The organism is Amycolatopsis sp. NBRC 101858, from assembly GCF_030269325.1.
Taxonomy (GTDB): domain Bacteria; phylum Actinomycetota; class Actinomycetes; order Mycobacteriales; family Pseudonocardiaceae; genus Amycolatopsis; species Amycolatopsis ponsaeliensis.
On the sequence record NZ_BSTD01000003.1, the window covers coordinates 1 to 18,844 of the forward strand.

Consider the following 18,844-nt stretch of genomic DNA (forward strand, 5'->3'; position numbering starts at 1 on the left):
GATTACCCACGTGTTACTCACCCGTTCGCCACTCATCCCCACCCGAAAGTGGTTCAGCGTTCGACTTGCATGTGTTAAGCACGCCGCCAGCGTTCGTCCTGAGCCAGGATCAAACTCTCCAACAATGAACAGTTTAATCGAGGCAAAATACTTGCTCTCAAAGGAACCTCATACGAGGTTCTATACATAAGCTCTACTGGCTTAGTTCACTAGCACACTGTTGAGTTCTCAAGCAACACACCCCGAGTCGCACCGCCGTCAAGCGGCCTTACTCGAAGCGAGTATTCCTAGCAGTTTTTGGTGGGACACCCACTCAATCGCTTCGAGCGAGAGCTTGGTTCGTGTCCCGGCGGCCACCCGGTTTCCCTGGCGACTTGGAGAACTTTACACCCCCGGAAGAGGCCCGAAACAGGGGGGTACCTTAACCGCGTTCCCGCAGGTCAGGCCCCTGTTCCGGGCCACCGGGCCGGTCAGCCGCCGAGGGCGACGCCGGCGACGTTGCGGCGGCCCCGGCGGACCACCAGCCACTTGCCGTGCAGCGCGTCCCCGAGGGACGGCTTCCACTCCTCGTCGGCGACCTTCACGTTGTTCACGTACGCGCCGCCCTCCTTGACCGTCCGGCGCGCCGCGCTCTTGCTGTCCACCAGTCCCCCGGCGAGCAGCAGGTCGACGATCGTCGCGTCGCCGGTCGGGTCGACCTTGCCGTTCGGGACCTCGGCCATCGCCGCGTCGAGGGTGCGTTCGTCCAGGTCACCGAGCTCGCCGCGGCCGAATAGCGCTTGGCTGGCGGTGATCACCTGGCGGGTCTGCTCCTCGCCGTGGACGAGGATCGTGAACTCCTCCGCCAGCCGCTTCTGCGCGGCCCGCAGGTGGGGGCGCTGCTCGGTGTCCTCGGCCAGCGAAGCGATCTCCTCCTGGCTCAGGAACGTGAACATCCGCAGGTAGCGGATCACGTCGGCGTCGCCGACGTTCACGAAGTACTGGTACCAGGCGTACGGCGAGGTCATCTCCGGGTCGAGCCAGAGGTTCCCGCCCCCGGTGGACTTGCCGAACTTGCGCCCTTCGGCGTCGGTGACCAGCGGCGCGGTCAGCGCGTGCGCGCCCGCCCCGTCGGTCCGGCGGATCAGGTCGACCCCGCCGACGAGGTTGCCCCACTGGTCGGAGCCGCCGACCTGCAGCTTGCAGCCGTACTTGCGGTGCAGCTGGAGGTAGTCCTGCGACTGCAGCAGCAGGTAGCTGAACTCGGTGTAGGACATGCCGTCGCCCTCGAGCCGGCGCTTGACCGTCTCCCGGTTGAGCATGACGTTGACCGAGAAGTGCTTCCCGACGTCGCGCAGGAACTCCAAGGCCGTCTGCTGCCCGGTCCAGTTCAGGTTGTTCTCGACGACTGCGCCGGTCGGCGAATCGTCGAAGTCGACGAACCGCTCGAGCTGGCCGCGGATGCGCCCAGCCCACTCGGCGACGACGTCGAGGGTGTTCAGCGTGCGCTCACCGGTGTCGCGCGGGTCGCCGATCATCCCGGTCGCGCCGCCGGCCAGCACGATCGGCCGGTGCCCGGCGCGCTGGAAGCGCTTGAGCATGAGCAGCGGGACCAGGTTGCCGGCGTGCAGGCTGGGTGCGGTGGGGTCGAAACCGCAATAGAGCGTCACGGGACCCTGGTCGAGCTCGCGCCGGAGGGCGTCGATGTCGGTGGACTGCGCGATGAGGCCGCGCCAGGACAGCTCGTCGAGGATGTGTTCGCTCACGCCTGTAGATCCTCCCGTACCAGGTCAACCGACTAACTGGCGGGTCGGACCCGGCGCTTCCCGCCGCGGCGGTAGGTGGACACGGCCGGCGAGGCGCCGTCCCAGAACCGCCACGGCGTGTCCATCGCCATCGCGACGCCGACCCGGGGCCCGGTGCGGATCCGCTCGGCCGGTACGCGCTCGCCGACGCGCAGCCGGACCGGGGACGCCGGGTCGGTCAGGTCGACGCCGTTCTGCGCGCGGTCGATGCGCAGCACCGACGTCAGGATCGCCGGGCCCTTCGCGAGCTCGCCGGTCCCCCGCGCGGCCGGACGCCGCTTGCGCACGACGTCGAGACCCTCGACGACCTCTCCCGCGCGGAGCAGCACCGCGCCCGGCATGTCCTCGTGGGTGCCGACGACGTTCGCGCAGAAGTGCATCCCGTAGACGAAGTACACGTAGAGGTGACCCGCGGGCCCCCACATGACGGCGTTGCGCGGGGTGCGGCCGCGGTAGCAGTGCGATGCCGGGTCGTCCTCGCCGCGGTAGGCCTCGACCTCCACGAGCCGGACGCCGACCGTGCCGTCGGGACCGTCGGCCTCCAGAACCGAGCCGAGCAGCAGCTGCGCCAGATCGACGGGGTCGAGGGCCAGCTCCGCACGGGTGAACAACCGGCCTGCGTCGCCGCTCAAGCGGGCTCCTCCTTCGGACGTCCTGCGGTGACCAGCCTAACGAGCCGGGCCGGGCGTGCCCGGCCCGGCGTCGGCTCTCAGTTCAGCCACTGACGCGCGGCGGTCACGCGCTCTTCGAGCCGCGTGCGCTGCTCGGCCACCCGGACCGGCGCGGTGCCGCCGCGGGCGTCGCGGGACTTCACCGAACCTTCGACCGTCAGCACGGCCCGCACCTCGGGGGTCAGCGCCGGGTTGATCTTCTCGAACTCCTCGTCGGTCAGCTCGTCCAAGCCGACACCGCGGGACTCGGCGACACGGACGCTTTCGCCCGCGGCCTCGTGCGCGACGCGGAACGGGACGCCCTGGCGCACCAGCCATTCCGCGATGTCGGTGGCCAGCGTGAAGCCGGCCGGGGCCAGCTCGGCGAGCCGGTCGGTGTGGAAGGTCAGCGTGGCGAGCATGCCGGCGATCGCCGGGAACAGGAGCTCGAGCTGCTCGACCGAGTCGAACACCGGCTCCTTGTCCTCCTGCAGGTCGCGGTTGTAGGCCAGCGGCTGCGCCTTGAGCGTGGCCAGCAGGCCGGTGAGGTTGCCGATCAGCCGGCCGGCCTTGCCGCGGGTCAGCTCGGCGACGTCCGGGTTCTTCTTCTGCGGCATGATCGAGCTGCCGGTCGCCCACGCGTCGTCCAGCGTCACGTAGCCGAACTCGGCGGTGTTCCAGATGATCACCTCTTCGGCGATCCGGGACAGGTTCACCGCGAGCATCGCGACGGCGAAGGCGAACTCGGCGACGAAATCCCGCGAAGCGGTGCCGTCGATGGAGTTCTCGACGCTCGTCGCGAAGCCCAGCTCCTCGGCGACGGCCTCGGGGTCGAGGCCCAGCGACGAGCCGGCGAGCGCCCCCGAGCCGTACGGCGACTCGGCCGTGCGCGCGTCCCAGTCCTGCAGGCGCGAGACGTCGCGCAGCAGCGCCTGGCCGTGAGCCATCAAGTGGTGCGCGAGCAGCACCGGCTGGGCGTGCTGCAGGTGGGTGCGGCCGGGCAGGATCGCGTCCGGGTGCCGCTTCGCCTGCGACACCAGCGCGTCGACGACGTCGAGCGTGCCGGCGACGACCCGGCGGGCCGCGTCGCGCAGCCACATCCGGAACAGCGTGGCGACCTGGTCGTTGCGCGAGCGGCCGGCGCGCAGCTTGCCGCCGAGCTCGGTGCCGGCCCGCTCGAGGAGGCCGCGTTCGAGGGCGGTGTGCACGTCCTCGTCGGCGATCGTCGGGGTGAACTCCCCCGCCGCGACGTCCTGGGCGAGCGTGTCCAGCGCGGTCAGCATGCCGGCCAGCTCATCGTCGGAGAGCAGACCCGCCTTGCGCAGCACGCGGGCGTGCGCGCGGGACCCGGCGATGTCGTAGGGCGCCAGGCGCCAGTCGAAGTGCGTCGACGCGCTCAGCGCGGCCATGGCCTCCGCCGGACCGCTGGCGAACCGGCCGCCCCAGAGCTGCACCGGCTGCTCGTTCCCGCTCACTGTTCTCGCTTCTCCTCGTTGTGTTCTTCAGTTGGCCTCGGCCGGGCCGAGACCCGGCCGGCGTAGAGGACCAGGTGGACTTCGCCCGAAACGGTGTCCTGTTCGAGCGCACGATAGGCCGTCGCCAGCGCGAGCGTCCCACCCCGGCCGATGCCCTGCGCCTCGCCGCGCGCGCTCAGCATCAGGCGTGCTTCGGCGACCGAGACGGTCTCGCCGTCGATCGCCACCGGGACCCCGCGGTCGAAGGTGACGACGACCTCCTCCGGCGCGAGGAATTCACCCTCGGCCGGGAAGATGTCGGCGAGCACCAGGCCGGTCATGGTGGTCCTTCGTCTCCGTGTTCCTGGACCGAGCGGTGCGCCAGTGCGGCGAAGCGTTCGGCGAGCCCCTTGCCCGTCAACGGTTCGCGCGCGATCACGGCGACCGTGTCGTCGCCCGCGATCGAGCCGACGACCTCTTCGAGCGCCGCCCGGTCGATGGCGCTGGCCAGGAACTGCGCGGCGCCGGGCGGGGTCCGCAGCACCATCAGGTTGCCGGACGAGTCGGCCGAGACCATCAGCTCCGCGAGCAGCCGGGAGAGTCGCGACGTGCCGCCCTGCACCCCGCGGACGGGGCTGCCGTCCTCCGGGATGACGTAGACCGGCGCGCCCGAGTCCGGCCCGCGCAGCTTGACCGCGCCCAGTTCGTCGAGGTCGCGCGACAGCGTCGCCTGGGTGACCTCGATGCCCTCGGCGGCCAGCAGCTTGGCCAGCTCGGTCTGGCTGCGGATGGTCATGGTGGACACCAGCTCGGTGATCCGCGCCTGCCGCCCCACCCGGCTGCTGGTCATCGTCGGCTCTCTTCGAAGAGCCAGACCAGCAGGGCCTTCTGGGCGTGGAGCCGGTTTTCGGCCTCGTCCCACACCGCGCTGGCCGGGCCGTCGATCACCTCGTCGGTGATCTCCCAGCCGCGGTGCGCGGGCAGGCAGTGCAGGACGATCGCGTCGTCCGCGGCCTTTTTCAGCAGCTCGGTGTTGACCTGGAGGGCGCGGAACGGGCCCACCCGGTCGAGGCCGTCGTTCTCCTGCCCCATCGACGTCCAGGTGTCGGTGACGAGCACGTCCGCGCCGGCGACCGCCGCGTACGGGTCGGTGAACACCGTGGCGGTGCCGCCGGTCTCCTCGGCGCGCTTCTTGGCGTCGAGCATGACCTGCTGGTCGGGCTGGAAGCCGACCGGCGAGACCACCCGGACGTGCATCCCGGCGGTGACGCCGCCGAGCAGCAGCGAGTGCGCCATGTTGTTGGCGCCGTCGCCGAGGTAGACGAGGGTGAGGCCCTCAAGCTTCCCCTTGCGCTCGCGGATCGTCATCAGGTCGGTGAGCACCTGGCACGGGTGGAACTCGTCGGTGAGCGCGTTGACCACCGGGATCGACGCGGCCGAGGCCATTGCTTCGATGCGCTTCTGCGCGAACGTGCGCCACACGACCCCGTCGACGTACCGCGACAGCACTCGCGAGGTGTCCTCGATCGTCTCTTCGCGGCCGAGCTGCATCGAGCGGCCATCGACGATCACCGGGTGCCCGCCGAGCTGGCTGATGCCCACCTCGAACGAGAACCGCGTGCGCGTCGAGTTCTTCTCGAAGATCGCCGTGATCGACTTGCCGGCGAGGGTCTTGTTCCCCAGCGGGTCGGCCTTCAGCGCGTCGGCGAGGTCGAGGATGGCTTTCTGCTCGGCGGGACTGACGTCGTCGTCGCGGAGGAAGTGGCGGGGCATCAGTCGGAATCCTTCGTGGTGGAGTCGAGCGCGTCCGGGAGGGCCGCGAGGAAGCCGTCGGCCTCGGCGGCGTCGAGCACGAGCGGCGGCGCGAGCCGGATCGTGTCGGGCGCGACCGGGTTGACTAGGTAGCCGGCGTCCTGGACGGCCTTGGCCACCGCGGCCGACACGGGCTCGCGCAGGGCGATGCCGAGCAGCAGTCCGGCGCCGCGCACCCCGGCGACGAGCGGGTGACCGAGCGCCTCGACGCCCGCCGCGATGTCCTTGCCCAGCGTCGAGACGTGGTCGAGGAGGCCGTCCGCGGCGATCGTCTTCAGCACGGCCAGGCCGGCCGCGCAGCACACCGGGTTGCCGCCGAAGGTGGTGCCGTGCTGGCCGGGCTTGAGCAGGTCGCCCGCCGCGCCGACACCGATCACCGCGCCCAGCGGCAGCCCGCCGCCGAGGCCCTTGGCCAGGGTGATCACGTCCGGGACGATGCCGGCCTGCTGGTAGCCGAACCAGGTGCCGAGGCGGCCGAGACCGGTCTGCACCTCGTCGAGCACCAGCAGCGTGCCGGTGGCCTTGGTGATCTCGCGCGCGGCCTGCAGGTAGCCATCGGGCGCCGGGATGACGCCCGCCTCCCCGAGCACCGGCTCCAGGAAGACGGCCGCGGTCTCGGTGTCGACGGCCGCCTTCAGCGCCGCGACGTCCCCGAACGGCACGTGCTCCACCCCGGGTACCAGCGGCTTGAAGGGGTCGCGCTTGCCCGGCTGGCCGGTCAGCGTCAGCGAACCCATCGTCCGGCCGTGGAACGCGCCCTCGGCGGCGATCACCTTGGTGCGCCCGGTCAGCCGGCTGATCTTCAACGCGGCTTCGTTGGCCTCGGCGCCGGAGTTGACGAACAACACCTTGCCGTTGCCGGTGAGGCCGGCGACGTCGAGCAGCGCCTCGGCGAGCTCGACGGCCACCGGGTTCACGTACAGGTTGGACGTGTGGCCGAGCTGCTTGATCTGCGTGGTGACGGCTTCGACGATCGCCGGGTGCGCGTGGCCGAGCGCGTTGACGGCGATGCCGCCGACCAGGTCGACGTACTCCTTGCCGTCGGCGTCCCACACCTTCGCGCCTTCGCCGCGGACGAGCGTCAGGCCGGGCGTGCCGTAGTTGTCCATCAGGGCGGACTGCCAGTGCTGCCGGCCATCCGCGTTGGACTTGAGGTCGGTCACGGGAGCTCCGTTTCGGGGAAGACCATGGTGCCGATGCCCCGGGAGGTGAAGACCTCCAGCAGCACCGAGTGGGCGAGGCGGCCGTCGATCACGTGCGCCCGGCGCACGCCGCCGCGGATGGCGCGCACGCACGCCTCCATCTTCGGGATCATGCCGCTGGCCAGGGTGGGCAGCATCGGCTCGAGGTGGTCGACGCGGATGCGGTCGATCAGCGACGAGCGGTCGGGCCAGTTCGCGTATAGGCCTTCGACGTCGGTGAGCACGACCAGCTTTTCCGCACCCAGCGCGGCCGCCAGCGCTCCCGCGGCGGTGTCGGCGTTGACGTTGTGCACCACGCCCTCGACGTCCGGGGCGACCGTGGAGACCACCGGGATGCGCCCGGCGTTGACGATGTCGAGCACCGCGTCCGGGTTGACCTCGGCGACCTCGCCGACGAGCCCGATGTCGACCTGTTCACCGTCCACAGTGGCCTGTTTGCGCTCGGCGGTGAACAGCCGGGCGTCCTCGCCGGAGATGCCGACCGCGTACGGCCCGTGGGCGTTGATCAGCCCGACCAGCTCGCGGCTGACCTGCCCGGTGAGCACCATCCGGACGATGTCCATCGTCTCCGGCGTGGTGACGCGCAGGCCGCCCTTGAACTCGCCTTCGACGCCGAGGCGCTTGAGCATCGCGGTGATCTGCGGGCCGCCGCCGTGCACGACCACCGGGCGCAGGCCGGCCAGCCGGAGGAACACCATGTCCTCGGCGAACGCCGCCTTCAGGCCTTCGTCGATCATCGCGTTGCCGCCGTACTTCACCACCACGGTGGCCCCGTGGAACCGCTGCAGCCACGGCAGCGCCTCGATGAGGACCCCGGCCTTTTCGGCCGCCGTCGCGAGTCTCTCGTCCGCGGAAATCAGTGCCTCCTGGTTCATGAGGAGTACGCGCTGTTCTCTTCGACGTAGCCGTGCGAAAGATCCGTGGTGTAGATGGTGGCCGCCTCGCCGCCGACCCCGAGGTCGACGACGATTTCGACGGCGCGCGCGGTGAGGTCCGCCTCCGAGCGGTCGGCGGCGGGCATCCCTTGCGCGAACAAGGTGACACCGTTGATCGCGATCGACACGGTTTCCGGGTCGATGCGGGCCGGGACCCGGCCCAGCGCCATCGCGATCCGGCCCCAGTTCGGGTCGGAGCCGAACAGCGCCGTCTTGACCAGGTTGTCCTCGGCGATCGTGCGGGCGACCGCGATCGCGTCGGCCTCGGACTCGGCGCCCTGGACGGTGATGTTGACGTCCTTGGTCGCGCCTTCGGAGTCGGCGCGCAGCTGGAGGACGAGGTCGAGGCCGACCTTGGTGAGCAGCTCGGTGAGCTCGGCCTCGGTCGGTTCGACGCCACTCGCGCCGGAGGCCAGGACCAGGACGGTGTCGTTGGTGGACGTGCCACCGTCGACGTCGAGGCGGTCGAACGTGACGTGGGTGGCCGCGCGCAGGGCCCGGTCGAGGGCTTCTTTGCTCACCACCGCGTCGGTGGTCAGCACCGAGAGCATGGTGGCGAGGTTCGGGGCGAGCATGCCCGCGCCCTTGGCGAAGCCGCCGACGCTCCAGCCGCCGTCGTGCTCGGCGAAGGCCTGCTTGGGCTTCGTGTCGGTGGTCATCACGCCCGTGGCGGCGTTCAGGCTCGCTTCGGCGCTCGCGTCGAGAGCCTTGAACGCGGTGTCCACTCCGGACAGGACGGCGTCCATCGGCAGCCGTTCGCCGATCAGGCCGGTGGAGCAGACGGCGACCTCGATCGCGCCCGCCTGCAGCACTTCGGCCACCTTTTCGGCCGTGGCGTGGGTGTCCTGGAAGCCGCCGGGGCCGGTGGCCGCGTTGGCACCGCCCGAGTTGAGCACGACGGCCTTGAGCCGCTGCTGCTTGAGCACCTCCTGCGACCACAGCACCGGCGCGGCCTTGATGACGTTGCGGGTGAAGACGCCGGCCGCGACGTCGAGCGGGCCGTCGTTGACGACCAGCGTGAAGTCGAGCGCGCCGGAAGCCTTGATCCCGGCGGCGACGCCGGCGGCGCGGAAGCCCTGGGGGCCGGTGACGGTCACGGTGCCACTCCTACGGTGGAAAGGCCGGTGGTCTCGGGAAGACCGAGGGCCAGGTTCATCGACTGGACGGCACCGCCGGCGGTGCCCTTGGTGAGGTTGTCGATCGCGGCGACGACGACCAGGCGGTGTGCGTCGGTGTCGACCATGACCTGCAGCTGGACGTTGTTCGAGCCGAGCGTGGCCGATGTGGTCGGCCAGGCGCCCGCGGGCAGCAGCTGGACGAACGGCTCGGCGTCGTAGGCCTTTTCGTACGCCGCGCGGGCGGCGGCCTCGTCGACGTCGCCCTTCAGCGGGGCGCTCGCCGTGGTGAGGATGCCGCGGGGCATCGGCGCGAGCACCGGGGTGAAGGACACGGTGACCTTCTCCCCCGCGACGGCCGAGAGGTTCTGCGCGAACTCGGGCGTGTGGCGGTGGGCACCGCCGACGCCGTATGCGCTCGCCGACCCCATCACCTCCGAGCCGAGCAGGTTCGGCTTGAGGCTCTTGCCGGCGCCGGAGGTGCCGGTGACCGCGACGACCGTGACGTCCGGCTCGACCAGCCCGGCGGCGAACGCGGGCGCCAGGGCCAGCGAGCCACCGGTCGGGAAGCAGCCGGGCACGGCGATGCGCTTGGTCCCGGCGAGCTGCTCGCGGGCGCCCGGGAGTTCGGGCAGGCCGTAGGGCCATTGGCCGGCGTGGTCGCCGCCGTACCAGCGTTGCCAGTCGGCCGGGTCGGCCAGGCGGTGGTCGGCGCCGAGGTCGACGACCAGGACGTCCGGGCCGAGCTGCGCCGCGATCTCCGCCGAATGCCCGTGGGGCAGCGCGAGGAACACGACGTCGTGGCCGGCGAGGGTCTCCGGCGTCGTCTCGGCGAGGACCCGATCGGCCAGGGGAACGAGGTGGGGCTGGTGGACGCCCAGCTTGGTGCCCGCGCTGCTGGCGGCCGTGAGCGTGCCGATCTCGACGTCGGGATGAGTCAGGAGCAGGCGCAGCAGTTCGCCGCCCGCGTACCCGCTGGCTCCGGCCACCGCGATGTTCACCGTCATACGCATGATTATGCACGCCCTTGCAAGGCTAAACAAACAGGATTACCGGGAAGTGGTCCCCGCCACCTTGGGATGCTGAGCGGATGACGGACACCCCGGCGCGGCTGCTCGGCCTGCTCTCGCTGCTCCAGACGCCCCGGGAGTGGCCGGGCAGCGAGCTGGCCGATCGCCTCGGCGTCAGCCCGCGCACGATCCGCCGCGACGTCGATCGGCTGCGCGAGCTCGGCTACCCGGTGGAGGCCAGCCGCGGCGTCGCGGGTGGCTACCGGCTGGTGGCGGGCACCGCGATGCCGCCGCTCGTGCTGGAGGACGACGAAGCCGTCGCGATCGCGGTGGGGCTGCGGACGGCCGCGGGGCAGACGGTCTCCGGGATCGAGGAGGCGTCCGTGCGGGCGCTGGCCAAGCTGGAGCAGGTCCTGCCGGCGCGGCTGCGCCGCCGGGTGGGCACGATCGGCACGGCGACGGTCGCCGTGCCGGCCGTGGGACCGGCCGTCGACCCGGCCCAGCTGACGGTGTTCGCCGGCGCGATCACCAACCGCGAGACCGTCCGGTTCCGCTACCGCGCGAACGACGGCGCCGAGACGCGACGCCGGGCCGAGCCCCTGCGGCTGGTCGCCACCGGGCGCCGCTGGTACCTGGTGGCCTACGACCTCGACCGCGCGGACTGGCGCGTCTTCCGCGCCGACCGGGTCCGCGACGCCCAGGCGACCGGCGGCCGCGCTGTTTCGCGGAAGCCACCCGCGACGGATCTGGCCGCCTACGTCGTCGAACGGCTCTACGACCTCGTGCCGACTTACCGCGCGGTGGCGGTCCTGACGGAACCGGCGGCGCAGGTGGCACCCCGCCTCGGCGCGGCGCCCGGCGAGCTGACCGACCTCGGCGACGGCCGCTGCCGGTGGCGCAGCCACGGGGACACGTTGGACTGGCTCGCGTTCCGGTTGCTCGGGCTGGGCTGCGCGTTCACCGTCGAGGAGCCACCGGAACTGGTGGCGCACCTGCGGGTGCTCGCGGACCGCGCGGCCGCGGCTTCCGGCGCGCGAAGGTGATCGGTGGTGCGGCATTGCTCCCCCTCCGGTGCTTCACGGCACCACGTCGTCAGTACGCCACCCGCTGCCAGTCGAACCCGTCCCGCCAGCCGCCGTCGCCCGCGGCGAAGCCAGTGAACGCCCGGACGATCCGCGCCGGATCCGCGACCTGGACACGGAAGTGGCGGTCGGGCAGTCCTTCCCGGTGTTCCAGTGCGAGCCAGGGCGATCGGGTGGCCGCTCGTTCACCCACGCCGACCTGGACGTAGTGGTCCCCTCGTTCGAGAACCGCGAACCAGTTCTTCGCCGACAGCCGCCCCAGCACCGCTTCGATCTGCGCCGCGTCCGGATTCTCGACGCGCGTTCCGTCGCAGGCCGCCAGCACGGACATCGAGTCCCGGCGCAACATGGGCGGCGAGTACACCGTGGGGCCCTGGGGGTCGAAGAGCACGAGCATGTGACGCTCGGCGAGTTCCCAGACGAACAAGACGGCCGCGTCTGCGGTGGACCAGCTCATCGTGATGAGCACCGCCTCGCCGAGGACTACCGGGTCCCCGTTCCACGGACTGTTTTCGAGCTCCTCCACGGGCAGGTCGCGCAGGCTCGGGTACCGCGCGGTCAGCTCGCGGTGGAACGCGAGGGCCCGGGGATCCGCCGGGACCGCGGCTGGTTCGCGGGCGGCGAATTCCGCGTACTTGCGGGCGGCTTCCTCCGCGGTGATGACCGCGGGTTCGGGCCACACGGCGAGATCGAAACTCATCGGGACAACTCCGTTCTCGGGGAAGAGGGGACGGCTGTGGCGGGCCGGTCCACTGTGGACCGGCCCGCCGTCGCTCAGGTCGGATCGTCGCTGTCCAGGTCCGTGCGCCTGCTGGGCGGCACGGGGAGGTAGCAGCCCGGGTTCTCCGGGTCGCAGCCCACGCGGGGCAGCCGGGCACGAATGCCGCCGGGGGTGCGCTCGAAGAACGTCGCGATCTCCGCGACGCTCTCGCCCGCGATCCACCGGTTCTCCAGCTCCGCGTCCATCTCCTCGTTCCACGGGCGGCCCTGCTGGGCAGGACGGCCCGCGGATCTTCGCCGCGGCGCCCGGCCCGCGCCGGTCGCCGACAGCAGGCCGTCCGCGACGAGGTCGGCCACCGTGGCCGCCACCGCGACGTCCAGGTCGAGGCTGCCCTCGGCGACCGGTTCGCCGCCGGGGCCGCCGGCTTCCAGGGTGATCATCACCCGGGGAGTCGGTTCGGTGCGGTCGTCGTCCGTCCTGGTGGCGACCGCGATCTGGTAGGTGATTTCCTGTGCCCGGACCTCGGTCCGGCGCTCTTCGATGATCGACATGCCACGAAGCTAGCGCGCACCCCCGACAATTTTCGGCCACGCGCTGCTCACGGCCCGCTTCGCTCCGAAACTGTCGGACCCCTCGCCTAACGTCCCTCCTCGACCACACCACGTGATCGGGAGGCGACGATGGGGCATTGGCGGAAGAGACAGAAAAGACGCTGCCCCGGTCCGGGCGAACCGGACCGGGGCAGCGGACTGCGTCGACTTCGCTCAGAAGTGCAGCAGCTGGGCCAGCGTGCTCTGCTTCTCCTGGGCGGCCTTCGCGGAGTTGTCCGACTTCTGCGCCGCGGCGCCGTCGGGCACCGGTGCCGGCACCGGGTCGCACTGGACGTCCGAGTGGTTGCCGGGCTGGCGCTTCGGCAGCTTGCCGGTGGCCAGGTAGTCGGCGATCTTGTCGTCCACACAGGACACCCCGGACAGCGAGCCGGCGTGCGTCGTGCCGCCCGGCGCGCTGATCAGGCTCGAGTTCGGGAACCGCTTCCGGACCTCGAGGCTGCCGGCGTACGGCGTCGCCGCGTCCAGCTCCTCGCTGATCAGCAGCGCCCCGGCCACCTTGCGGCCGTCGATGTCCACCGGCTTGCCCGCCTTCGCCGGCCAGTACACGCAGGGCGCGTTGAACCAGGCGTTGCCCCAGGTCTCGAACGGGGCCTTGAAGTAGGTCAGCCAGTTGTCGGCGCGCCACTTGTTCCAGTTCGTCGGCCACTGGACGTCGGTGCACTGCACGCCCGCGTACACGGCGAACCCGTTGTCGTCACCGGGCGGGTTCGAGCTGTCGTAGAGCTCCTTCAGGGTCTGCCAGTCGCCCTTGTGGACGTAGCCGTCGAAGGCCTTGGCCATGTCGACCCAGCCGAAGACGTAGTAGCCGGCCTGCAGGAAGATGTCGGTCCACTCGTCGCCGCCGATGACGCCGCCCGCCGGGTTCTTGGCGAGCTTGCGCTGGGTGTCGTACCAGAGCTTCTCGACGGCGCCACCGGTCTTGCCGAGGTGGTAGATGCTGTCGTAGGACGCCAGCCAGGCGAAGTAGATCTTGATGTTCTTGTCGAACGCGACGTCCTGGTCGAGGTTGGCCTGGTACCAGACCTTCCGCGGGTCGACGTTGCCGTCCAGCACCATCCGGCGGACGTTCTTCGGGTACAGCGTGCTGTACACCTGGCCGAGGTAGGTGCCGTAGGAGAAGCCGTAGTAGTTGATCTGCTTCTCGCCCAGCGCCTTGCGCAGGCTGTCCATGTCCTGCGCGACGTCGGTCGTCTTGAGGTGGTCGAGGATCGCGCCGTTCTTCTTGCACGCGTCGGCGTAGCCCTTGGAGCGGGCGAGCCAGGTCTTCTCGAGCCCCGGCGTGGTCGGCACGTACGCGGGCCGGTTGTAGCTGAAGTAGTTCCCGTCGCAGCTGATCGACGGCTTGCTGGACCCGACGCCCCGCGGGTCGAAGCCGATCCAGTCGTAGTTGTCCCCCGCGTGGTTCGGCACGTACTTGCCGAGCACCGAGAGCCCGAGGCCGGAGCCGCCGGGGCCACCCGGGTTCACCAGCATGATCCCCTGCGACTGCGGGGTCTTGTGCTTGATCCGCGACACCGCGACGGAGACCTTCGCCCCGCCCGGCTTCGCGTAGTCCATCGGCACCTCGAGGAAGCCGCACTCGGCGCCCGCGGCCTTCAGGTTCGCCGACGCGCAGGGCCCCCAGGCGATCGGCGCGGGGCTGAACTGCACCCCGGGGTCCGCCGAAGCGGCGGGCGCGGCGGCCATCAGCCCGGCCGCGAGCCCCGCGGCGGCGACAGCGGCAACGATTCTCTTCACAGTCGTCCTTTTCATCCGCATTGGACAGAGTTCGCCGGATTCCGGCGAAACTACCGGCAACCTTCGCCAATCTCGTCGACCGGCGCGACTTCCGCCATCCGTCTTTCGTCGGTACCTGCGCCGGTCGCGGAGGGCCGGAACTGTCGGTGCCCGGCAGTACGCTCCGGACCGCCGGAGGACGACGGGAGGGTGCATGAGCGTGGACGAACAGCTGGTCAAGGCGGTCCGCACCGGGCTGGCCGGGCTGGCGGACCCGGTGAAAGCGCCGGCGATGCAGGCGTACATGAAGTCGGCCATGCCGTTCCGCGGGGTGGCTTCGCCCGAGCGAAGCGTGCTTCTCAAGGGGGTACTGGCCGACCACATACTGCCCGATCGGGTGACATATACGGCGACGGTGCTGGAGTTGTGGCGGGCAGCGGAATTCCGCGAGGAGCGGTACGCGGCCATCGCGCTTTCCGGGCACCGGGCGTACCGGCAGTGGCAGGACCCGGAGCTGGTGCCGATGTACGAGGAGATGATCGTCAGCGGGGCGTGGTGGGACCACGTGGACGAGCTCGCCATCCGCCGGGTCGGGCCGATCCTGCGCGCCGACCGGGGCAGGGTCACCCCGATCATGCTGAGCTGGGCGGCGGACCGCGACCTCTGGCGCCGCCGCACGGCGATCATCTGCCAGATCGGCGCCAAGGAGGACACGGACACTGACCTGCTCACCCGCACGATCGAGCCGGCGATCGCCGAGCCGGAGTTCTTCCTGCGCAAGGGAATCGGCTGGGCCCTGCGCGAGTACGCGAAGACGAGCCCGGACTGGGTCCGGTCCTTCGTGGACGATCACCCGGGACTGTCGGGGTTGTCTCGCCGGGAGGCGCTCAAGCACATCGGCTGAGGGGGCCGGGGGGCCGGGGGGCCGGGACGAGAGTAGCCGTGCGGGTCGTCTGGCGGTAGCGGGCTCCCTGTCCAAGCGCGAAACGCGAAGAGGGGCCGGTTTCCCGGCCCCTCCCGCGGTGAAACTTCCTCGTGCGAGCCGGCTACGCCCGCAGGGTCGCCTCGAAGCGCTCGCCTGCTGCTGCCACCGCTGCGTCGCGGGCCTTCGTGGCCTCGTCGACCGTCAGCGTGCGGTCCGGTGCGCGGAAACGGAGCTTGTACGCCAGCGAACGCTTGCCCTCGCCGACCTGCTCGCCCGCGTACACGTCGAACAGCGTGATGTCCTCGAGGAGCTCGCCCGCGCCGTCGCGCAGGACCGCTGCCAGGTCCGCCGTCGGCACCTCTGCCGCCGCGACCAGGGCCACGTCCAGGAGCACCGGCGGGTACCCCGACACGCTCGGCGCCGGGCGGGCGTCCGGCAGCGGGATCGCGTCCAGGTCCAGCTCCATCGCCACCGTGCGCGGCGGCAGGCCGAGGGCCTCGACCACCTTGGGGTGCAGCTCGCCCGCGTGGCCGACCGGCCAGTCGCCGACCTGGAGCCGGGCGCAGCGGCCCGGGTGCCACGGCGGCAGGTCCGCCGCCTGCACCGTCAGCTCGATGCCGGCGGCCTCCGCGATCGTCCGGGCGGCCTGCACCGCGTCGGCCCAGTTCGCCGGCTCGCCGCCGCCCCACCAGCCCGCTCGGTGGCGCTGGCCGGCGAGCACGACCGCCACGTGCAGCGGCTGCTGCGGCACCGCCGCTTCGAGCAGCGCGAGCTCTTCGTCCGACGGCCGGCCTTCGACGCCGAGGTCCGGGACCTTCAGCGGGTTCGGCGCGGGCAGCACCACCTGGCCGATGTGGTAGAGCGAGACGTCCTTCATCCCGCGGGACACGTTGCGCTGCAGCGTGTCCAGCAGGCCCGGCAGCAGCGTGGTGGCCAGCCGGTTGCGGTCGGCCTCCAGCGGGTTGCGGACCACGACCGTCTTGCGGCGGACGTCGTCCGTCGGCAGGCCGAAGGCGTCCCAGACCCCGTCGCTGATGAACGGGAACGGCCGCACCTCGACGTACCCGGCTTCGGCCAGCGCCCGCGAAACACTCCGGACGCGCCGCTGGGCGTCGGTCAGGCCGCGGCCGGCCGGAGCGGCGGGCAGCGTCGACGGGATGCTGTCGTAGCCCTCCAGCCGCAGCACCTCTTCGACCAGGTCGGCGGGCTGGCGCAGGTCGCCGCGCCAGCTCGGCGGGATCGCCGTGACCTGGCCGGTGCCGTCGTCGCCCGTGCTGACCGAGACCTTGCAGCCGATCTGGGACAGCCGCCGGACGGTCACGCCGCGCTGGTAGTTCACGCCCGCGACCTTGTCGGGCAGGTTGATCGGCATCACGACCGGCGGGTTCGGCTCGATCGAGCCCTCGTCGGTGCGGCCGGGCTGGATCGCGGCGTCGCCGTACTGGCGCAGCAGGCGCGCGGCCAGCTCGACGGCGGCCGGGCACAGCTGCGGGTCGGTGAACCGCTCGAACCGCTTGGCGGCCTCGGAGAACAGCTTGTGCCGGCGCGCGGTCCGGCTGATCGCGGCCGGGTTCCAGTGCGCCGCCTCGAGCAGGACGTCGGTGCTCTCCGGCGTGATCTCGGTGCTCGCGCCGCCCATCGTGCCGGCGAGGGAGATGACGCCGCTGTCGTCGGCGATGATCACGTCGTCCGGGTCCAGCGTGCGCTCGACGTCGTCCAGCGTGGTCAGCTTCTCGCCCGGCTTCGCCCGCCGGACCACCAGGTCGCCCTGGATGGCCTTGGTGGCGAACGCGTGCAGCGGGTGCCCGAGCTCGAGCATCACGTAGTTGGTCACGTCGACGGCCAGGGAGATCGACCGGATGCCGGCCAGCATCAGCCGGCGCCGCATCCACCACGGCGTCGGCGCGGTCGCGTCCAGGCCGGTGACGCGCCGCAGCACGAACCGCGGGCAGCCCTCCGGGTCCTCGACGTGCACCGGCCAGGCGTCGCCCTCGGCCGCCGGGACCTCCAGCAGCGCCGGGTCGCCGAAGGCCACGTCCAGCGCGTTCGACAGCTCGCGCGCGAGGCCGCGGACCGACAGCGCGTAGCCGCGGTCCGGGGTCGGGGCCAGCTCGATCACGGTGTCGCCGAGGCCGAGGAGCTCGGCCGCGTCGTCACCCGGGCTCGCGGTGCCCGAGGGCAGCACGAGGATGCCGGTGTGGTCGTCGCCGAGGCCCAGCTCACGGGCGGAGCAGATCATCCCGTCGCTGACCCGGCCGTAGGTCTTGCGCGACGCGATGGTGAAGTCGCCGGGCAGGACGGCGCCGGGCAGCGCGATGACGACCAGGTCGCCCTCGGTGAAGTTGCGGGCGCCGCAGACGATGCCGCGGGTCCGGATGCCGTGCGGGCCCTCGTCGAACTCGCCGGCTTCGTCGTCGTCCTCGTCTTCTTCGTCGTCGGCCGGCTCCTCCGGCTCTTCGGCCTCTTCGCCGACGTCGACGCGGCAGAACCGGATCGGCTTCTTGAACTCGGTGAGCTCCTCGATCTCGGCCACCCGGCCGACGACCAGCGGGCCGGTCACCGGCCCGAGCTGCTTCAGGTCGTCGACCTCGATGCCGATCCGGACGAACGCGTCGGCCAGGTCCTGCGGCGTGACCTCCTCGCCGATGTCGAGGTGCTCGGTCAGCCAGCTGACGGGGACTCGCACTACGCCTCCGTTCCGAAGGGAAGGGTGAAGCGGACGTCGCCTTCCACCATGTCGCGCATGTCCGGGATCCCGTTGCGGAACTGCAGGGTGCGCTCGATGCCCATGCCGAAGGCGAAGCCCGAGTACACCTCGGGGTCGACGCCGCAGGCGCGCAGCACGTTCGGGTTGACCATGCCGCAGCCACCCCACTCGACCCAGCCGGGGCCGCCCTTCTTCTCCTCGAACCAGACGTCCACCTCGGCGGACGGCTCGGTGAACGGGAAGAAGTGCGGGCGCAGGCGGGTCTTGGAGTTCTCGCCGAACATCGCGCGGGCGAAGGCGTCCAGCGTGCCCTTGAGGTGCGCCATCGTGATGCCCTTGTCCACCGCGAGGCCCTCGACCTGGGTGAACACCGGGGTGTGCGTCGAGTCGAGCTCGTCGGTGCGGTACGTGCGGCCCGGGCAGACGACGTACACCGGCAGGTCGCGGTGCAGCAGGGTGCGGGCCTGCACCGGCGAGGTGTGCGTGCGCAGCACCAGGCCGGAGTCCTCCTCGCCGACGTAGAACGTGTCCTGCAGCTGGCGGGCCGGGTGGTCCTTGCCGAAGTTCAGCGCGTCGAAGTTGAACCACTCGGCTTCGAGCTCCGGGCCCTCGGCGACTTCGTAGCCCATCGCGACGAACGCGTCGGCGACGCGCTCGGAGATGGTGCTGATCGGGTGCCGGGCGCCGCGCGGGACGCGGTCCCACGGGAGCGTCACGTCGACGGCCTCCTCCCGCAGCACGCGCTCGTCGCGCTCCACCTGGAGCTCGGCGCGGCGGGTGTCGAAGGCCGACTGGACGGCCTGGCGGGCCTCGTTGACGCGCTTGCCCGCCTCGGCCTTCTCCTGCTTGGGCAGGGCGCCGATCTCGCGGCGGGCCAGCAGCAGCGGCGAGTGATCGCCGAGGTGAGCCGGCTTGACCTCGGCCAGCGCTTCGAGCCCGGTCGCGGCGGCGAACGCGGCTTCGGCGGCCTTGACCGCTTCCTGCAGCGTCTCGGGGGCGAGCACCGCGCCCTGGGCTTCCTTCTCCTTGGCTCCGGACATAACTCCTCGGCGTCCGCTGGGACTGGTTGTACGCGCGCCGCCGGACACGCGGCGCACGAGAGGTCAAAGGTGGGAAAAGT

At 71.3% G+C, this 18,844-nt stretch carries 17 protein-coding genes and 1 rRNA gene; 2 read left to right on the forward strand and 16 right to left on the reverse strand.

Annotation, left to right across the window (positions count from 1 at the left end):
• The 11 genes from QSK39_RS23345 to argC all read right to left on the reverse strand — a co-directional run.
• Positions 1 to 125 (reverse strand): 16S ribosomal RNA (locus QSK39_RS23345); the annotation flags it as partial.
• 345 nt (positions 126 to 470) lie between these two features.
• Positions 471 to 1,745 (reverse strand): tyrosine--tRNA ligase, encoded by a 1,275-nt coding sequence (gene tyrS, locus QSK39_RS23350; protein ID WP_285479950.1) that lies wholly within the window; start codon positions 1,743 to 1,745, stop codon positions 471 to 473.
• A 32-nt stretch (positions 1,746 to 1,777) separates the two neighbouring features.
• Positions 1,778 to 2,416: a DNA-3-methyladenine glycosylase gene (locus QSK39_RS23355; RefSeq protein WP_285479951.1), complete on the reverse strand. Its 639-nt coding sequence runs from the start codon at positions 2,414 to 2,416 to the stop codon at positions 1,778 to 1,780.
• Positions 2,417 to 2,493: 77 nt separating this feature from the next.
• Positions 2,494 to 3,909 (reverse strand): argininosuccinate lyase, encoded by a 1,416-nt coding sequence (gene argH, locus QSK39_RS23360; protein WP_285479952.1) that lies wholly within the window; start codon positions 3,907 to 3,909, stop codon positions 2,494 to 2,496.
• Positions 3,906 to 4,229 carry an argininosuccinate synthase domain-containing protein gene (locus QSK39_RS23365; RefSeq protein WP_285479953.1) on the reverse strand — a complete coding sequence of 108 codons (324 nt, stop codon included), beginning with the start codon at positions 4,227 to 4,229 and terminating at the stop codon, positions 3,906 to 3,908. The genes argH and QSK39_RS23365 overlap by 4 nt, the downstream gene beginning before the upstream one ends.
• Entirely contained in the window at positions 4,226 to 4,738 is a 513-nt protein-coding gene (locus QSK39_RS23370; protein WP_285479954.1) for an arginine repressor, read from the reverse strand. The genes QSK39_RS23365 and QSK39_RS23370 overlap by 4 nt, the downstream gene beginning before the upstream one ends.
• Entirely contained in the window at positions 4,735 to 5,661 is a 927-nt protein-coding gene (gene argF / locus QSK39_RS23375) for an ornithine carbamoyltransferase (RefSeq protein WP_285479955.1), read from the reverse strand. The genes QSK39_RS23370 and argF overlap by 4 nt, the downstream gene beginning before the upstream one ends.
• Entirely contained in the window at positions 5,661 to 6,863 is a 1,203-nt protein-coding gene (locus QSK39_RS23380) for an acetylornithine transaminase (RefSeq protein WP_285479956.1), read from the reverse strand. Before QSK39_RS23380 ends, argF begins: the two co-directional genes overlap by 1 nt.
• Complete coding sequence (gene argB / locus QSK39_RS23385; protein ID WP_285479957.1) at positions 6,860 to 7,777, reverse strand: acetylglutamate kinase; 918 nt, start codon at positions 7,775 to 7,777, stop codon at positions 6,860 to 6,862. The genes QSK39_RS23380 and argB overlap by 4 nt, the downstream gene beginning before the upstream one ends.
• Positions 7,774 to 8,934 carry a bifunctional glutamate N-acetyltransferase/amino-acid acetyltransferase ArgJ gene (gene argJ, locus QSK39_RS23390; protein ID WP_285479958.1) on the reverse strand — a complete coding sequence of 387 codons (1,161 nt, stop codon included), beginning with the start codon at positions 8,932 to 8,934 and terminating at the stop codon, positions 7,774 to 7,776. Before argJ ends, argB begins: the two co-directional genes overlap by 4 nt.
• Positions 8,931 to 9,959: an N-acetyl-gamma-glutamyl-phosphate reductase gene (gene argC / locus QSK39_RS23395; RefSeq protein ID WP_285479959.1), complete on the reverse strand. Its 1,029-nt coding sequence runs from the start codon at positions 9,957 to 9,959 to the stop codon at positions 8,931 to 8,933. The genes argJ and argC overlap by 4 nt, the downstream gene beginning before the upstream one ends.
• Positions 9,960 to 10,042: 83 nt before the next feature.
• Here argC and QSK39_RS23400 point away from each other — a divergent pair, with 83 nt between their 5' ends.
• Positions 10,043 to 11,005: a helix-turn-helix transcriptional regulator gene (locus tag QSK39_RS23400; protein WP_285479960.1), complete on the forward strand. Its 963-nt coding sequence runs from the start codon at positions 10,043 to 10,045 to the stop codon at positions 11,003 to 11,005.
• A 49-nt stretch (positions 11,006 to 11,054) separates the two neighbouring features.
• Here QSK39_RS23400 and QSK39_RS23405 read toward each other — a convergent pair whose 3' ends face one another.
• The 3 genes from QSK39_RS23405 to QSK39_RS23415 form a co-directional block, all read right to left on the reverse strand.
• Complete coding sequence (locus tag QSK39_RS23405) at positions 11,055 to 11,744, reverse strand: hypothetical protein (RefSeq protein WP_285479961.1); 690 nt, start codon at positions 11,742 to 11,744, stop codon at positions 11,055 to 11,057.
• Positions 11,745 to 11,818: 74 nt separating this feature from the next.
• Positions 11,819 to 12,316 (reverse strand): helix-turn-helix domain containing protein, encoded by a 498-nt coding sequence (locus QSK39_RS23410; RefSeq protein WP_285479962.1) that lies wholly within the window; start codon positions 12,314 to 12,316, stop codon positions 11,819 to 11,821.
• A 213-nt stretch (positions 12,317 to 12,529) separates the two neighbouring features.
• Positions 12,530 to 14,113, reverse strand: a complete 1,584-nt coding sequence (locus QSK39_RS23415; protein ID WP_285479963.1) for an alpha/beta hydrolase — start codon at positions 14,111 to 14,113, stop codon at positions 12,530 to 12,532.
• 193 nt (positions 14,114 to 14,306) lie between these two features.
• Here QSK39_RS23415 and QSK39_RS23420 point away from each other — a divergent pair, with 193 nt between their 5' ends.
• Positions 14,307 to 14,996: a DNA alkylation repair protein gene (locus QSK39_RS23420; RefSeq protein ID WP_285479964.1), complete on the forward strand. Its 690-nt coding sequence runs from the start codon at positions 14,307 to 14,309 to the stop codon at positions 14,994 to 14,996.
• A 142-nt stretch (positions 14,997 to 15,138) separates the two neighbouring features.
• Here the strand turns inward: QSK39_RS23420 and pheT are convergent, their stop codons facing one another.
• Positions 15,139 to 17,703 (reverse strand): phenylalanine--tRNA ligase subunit beta, encoded by a 2,565-nt coding sequence (gene pheT / locus QSK39_RS23425; protein ID WP_285479965.1) that lies wholly within the window; start codon positions 17,701 to 17,703, stop codon positions 15,139 to 15,141.
• Positions 17,703 to 18,764: a phenylalanine--tRNA ligase subunit alpha gene (gene pheS / locus QSK39_RS23430; protein WP_285479966.1), complete on the reverse strand. Its 1,062-nt coding sequence runs from the start codon at positions 18,762 to 18,764 to the stop codon at positions 17,703 to 17,705. Before pheS ends, pheT begins: the two co-directional genes overlap by 1 nt.
• Positions 18,765 to 18,844 lie beyond the last annotated feature (80 nt).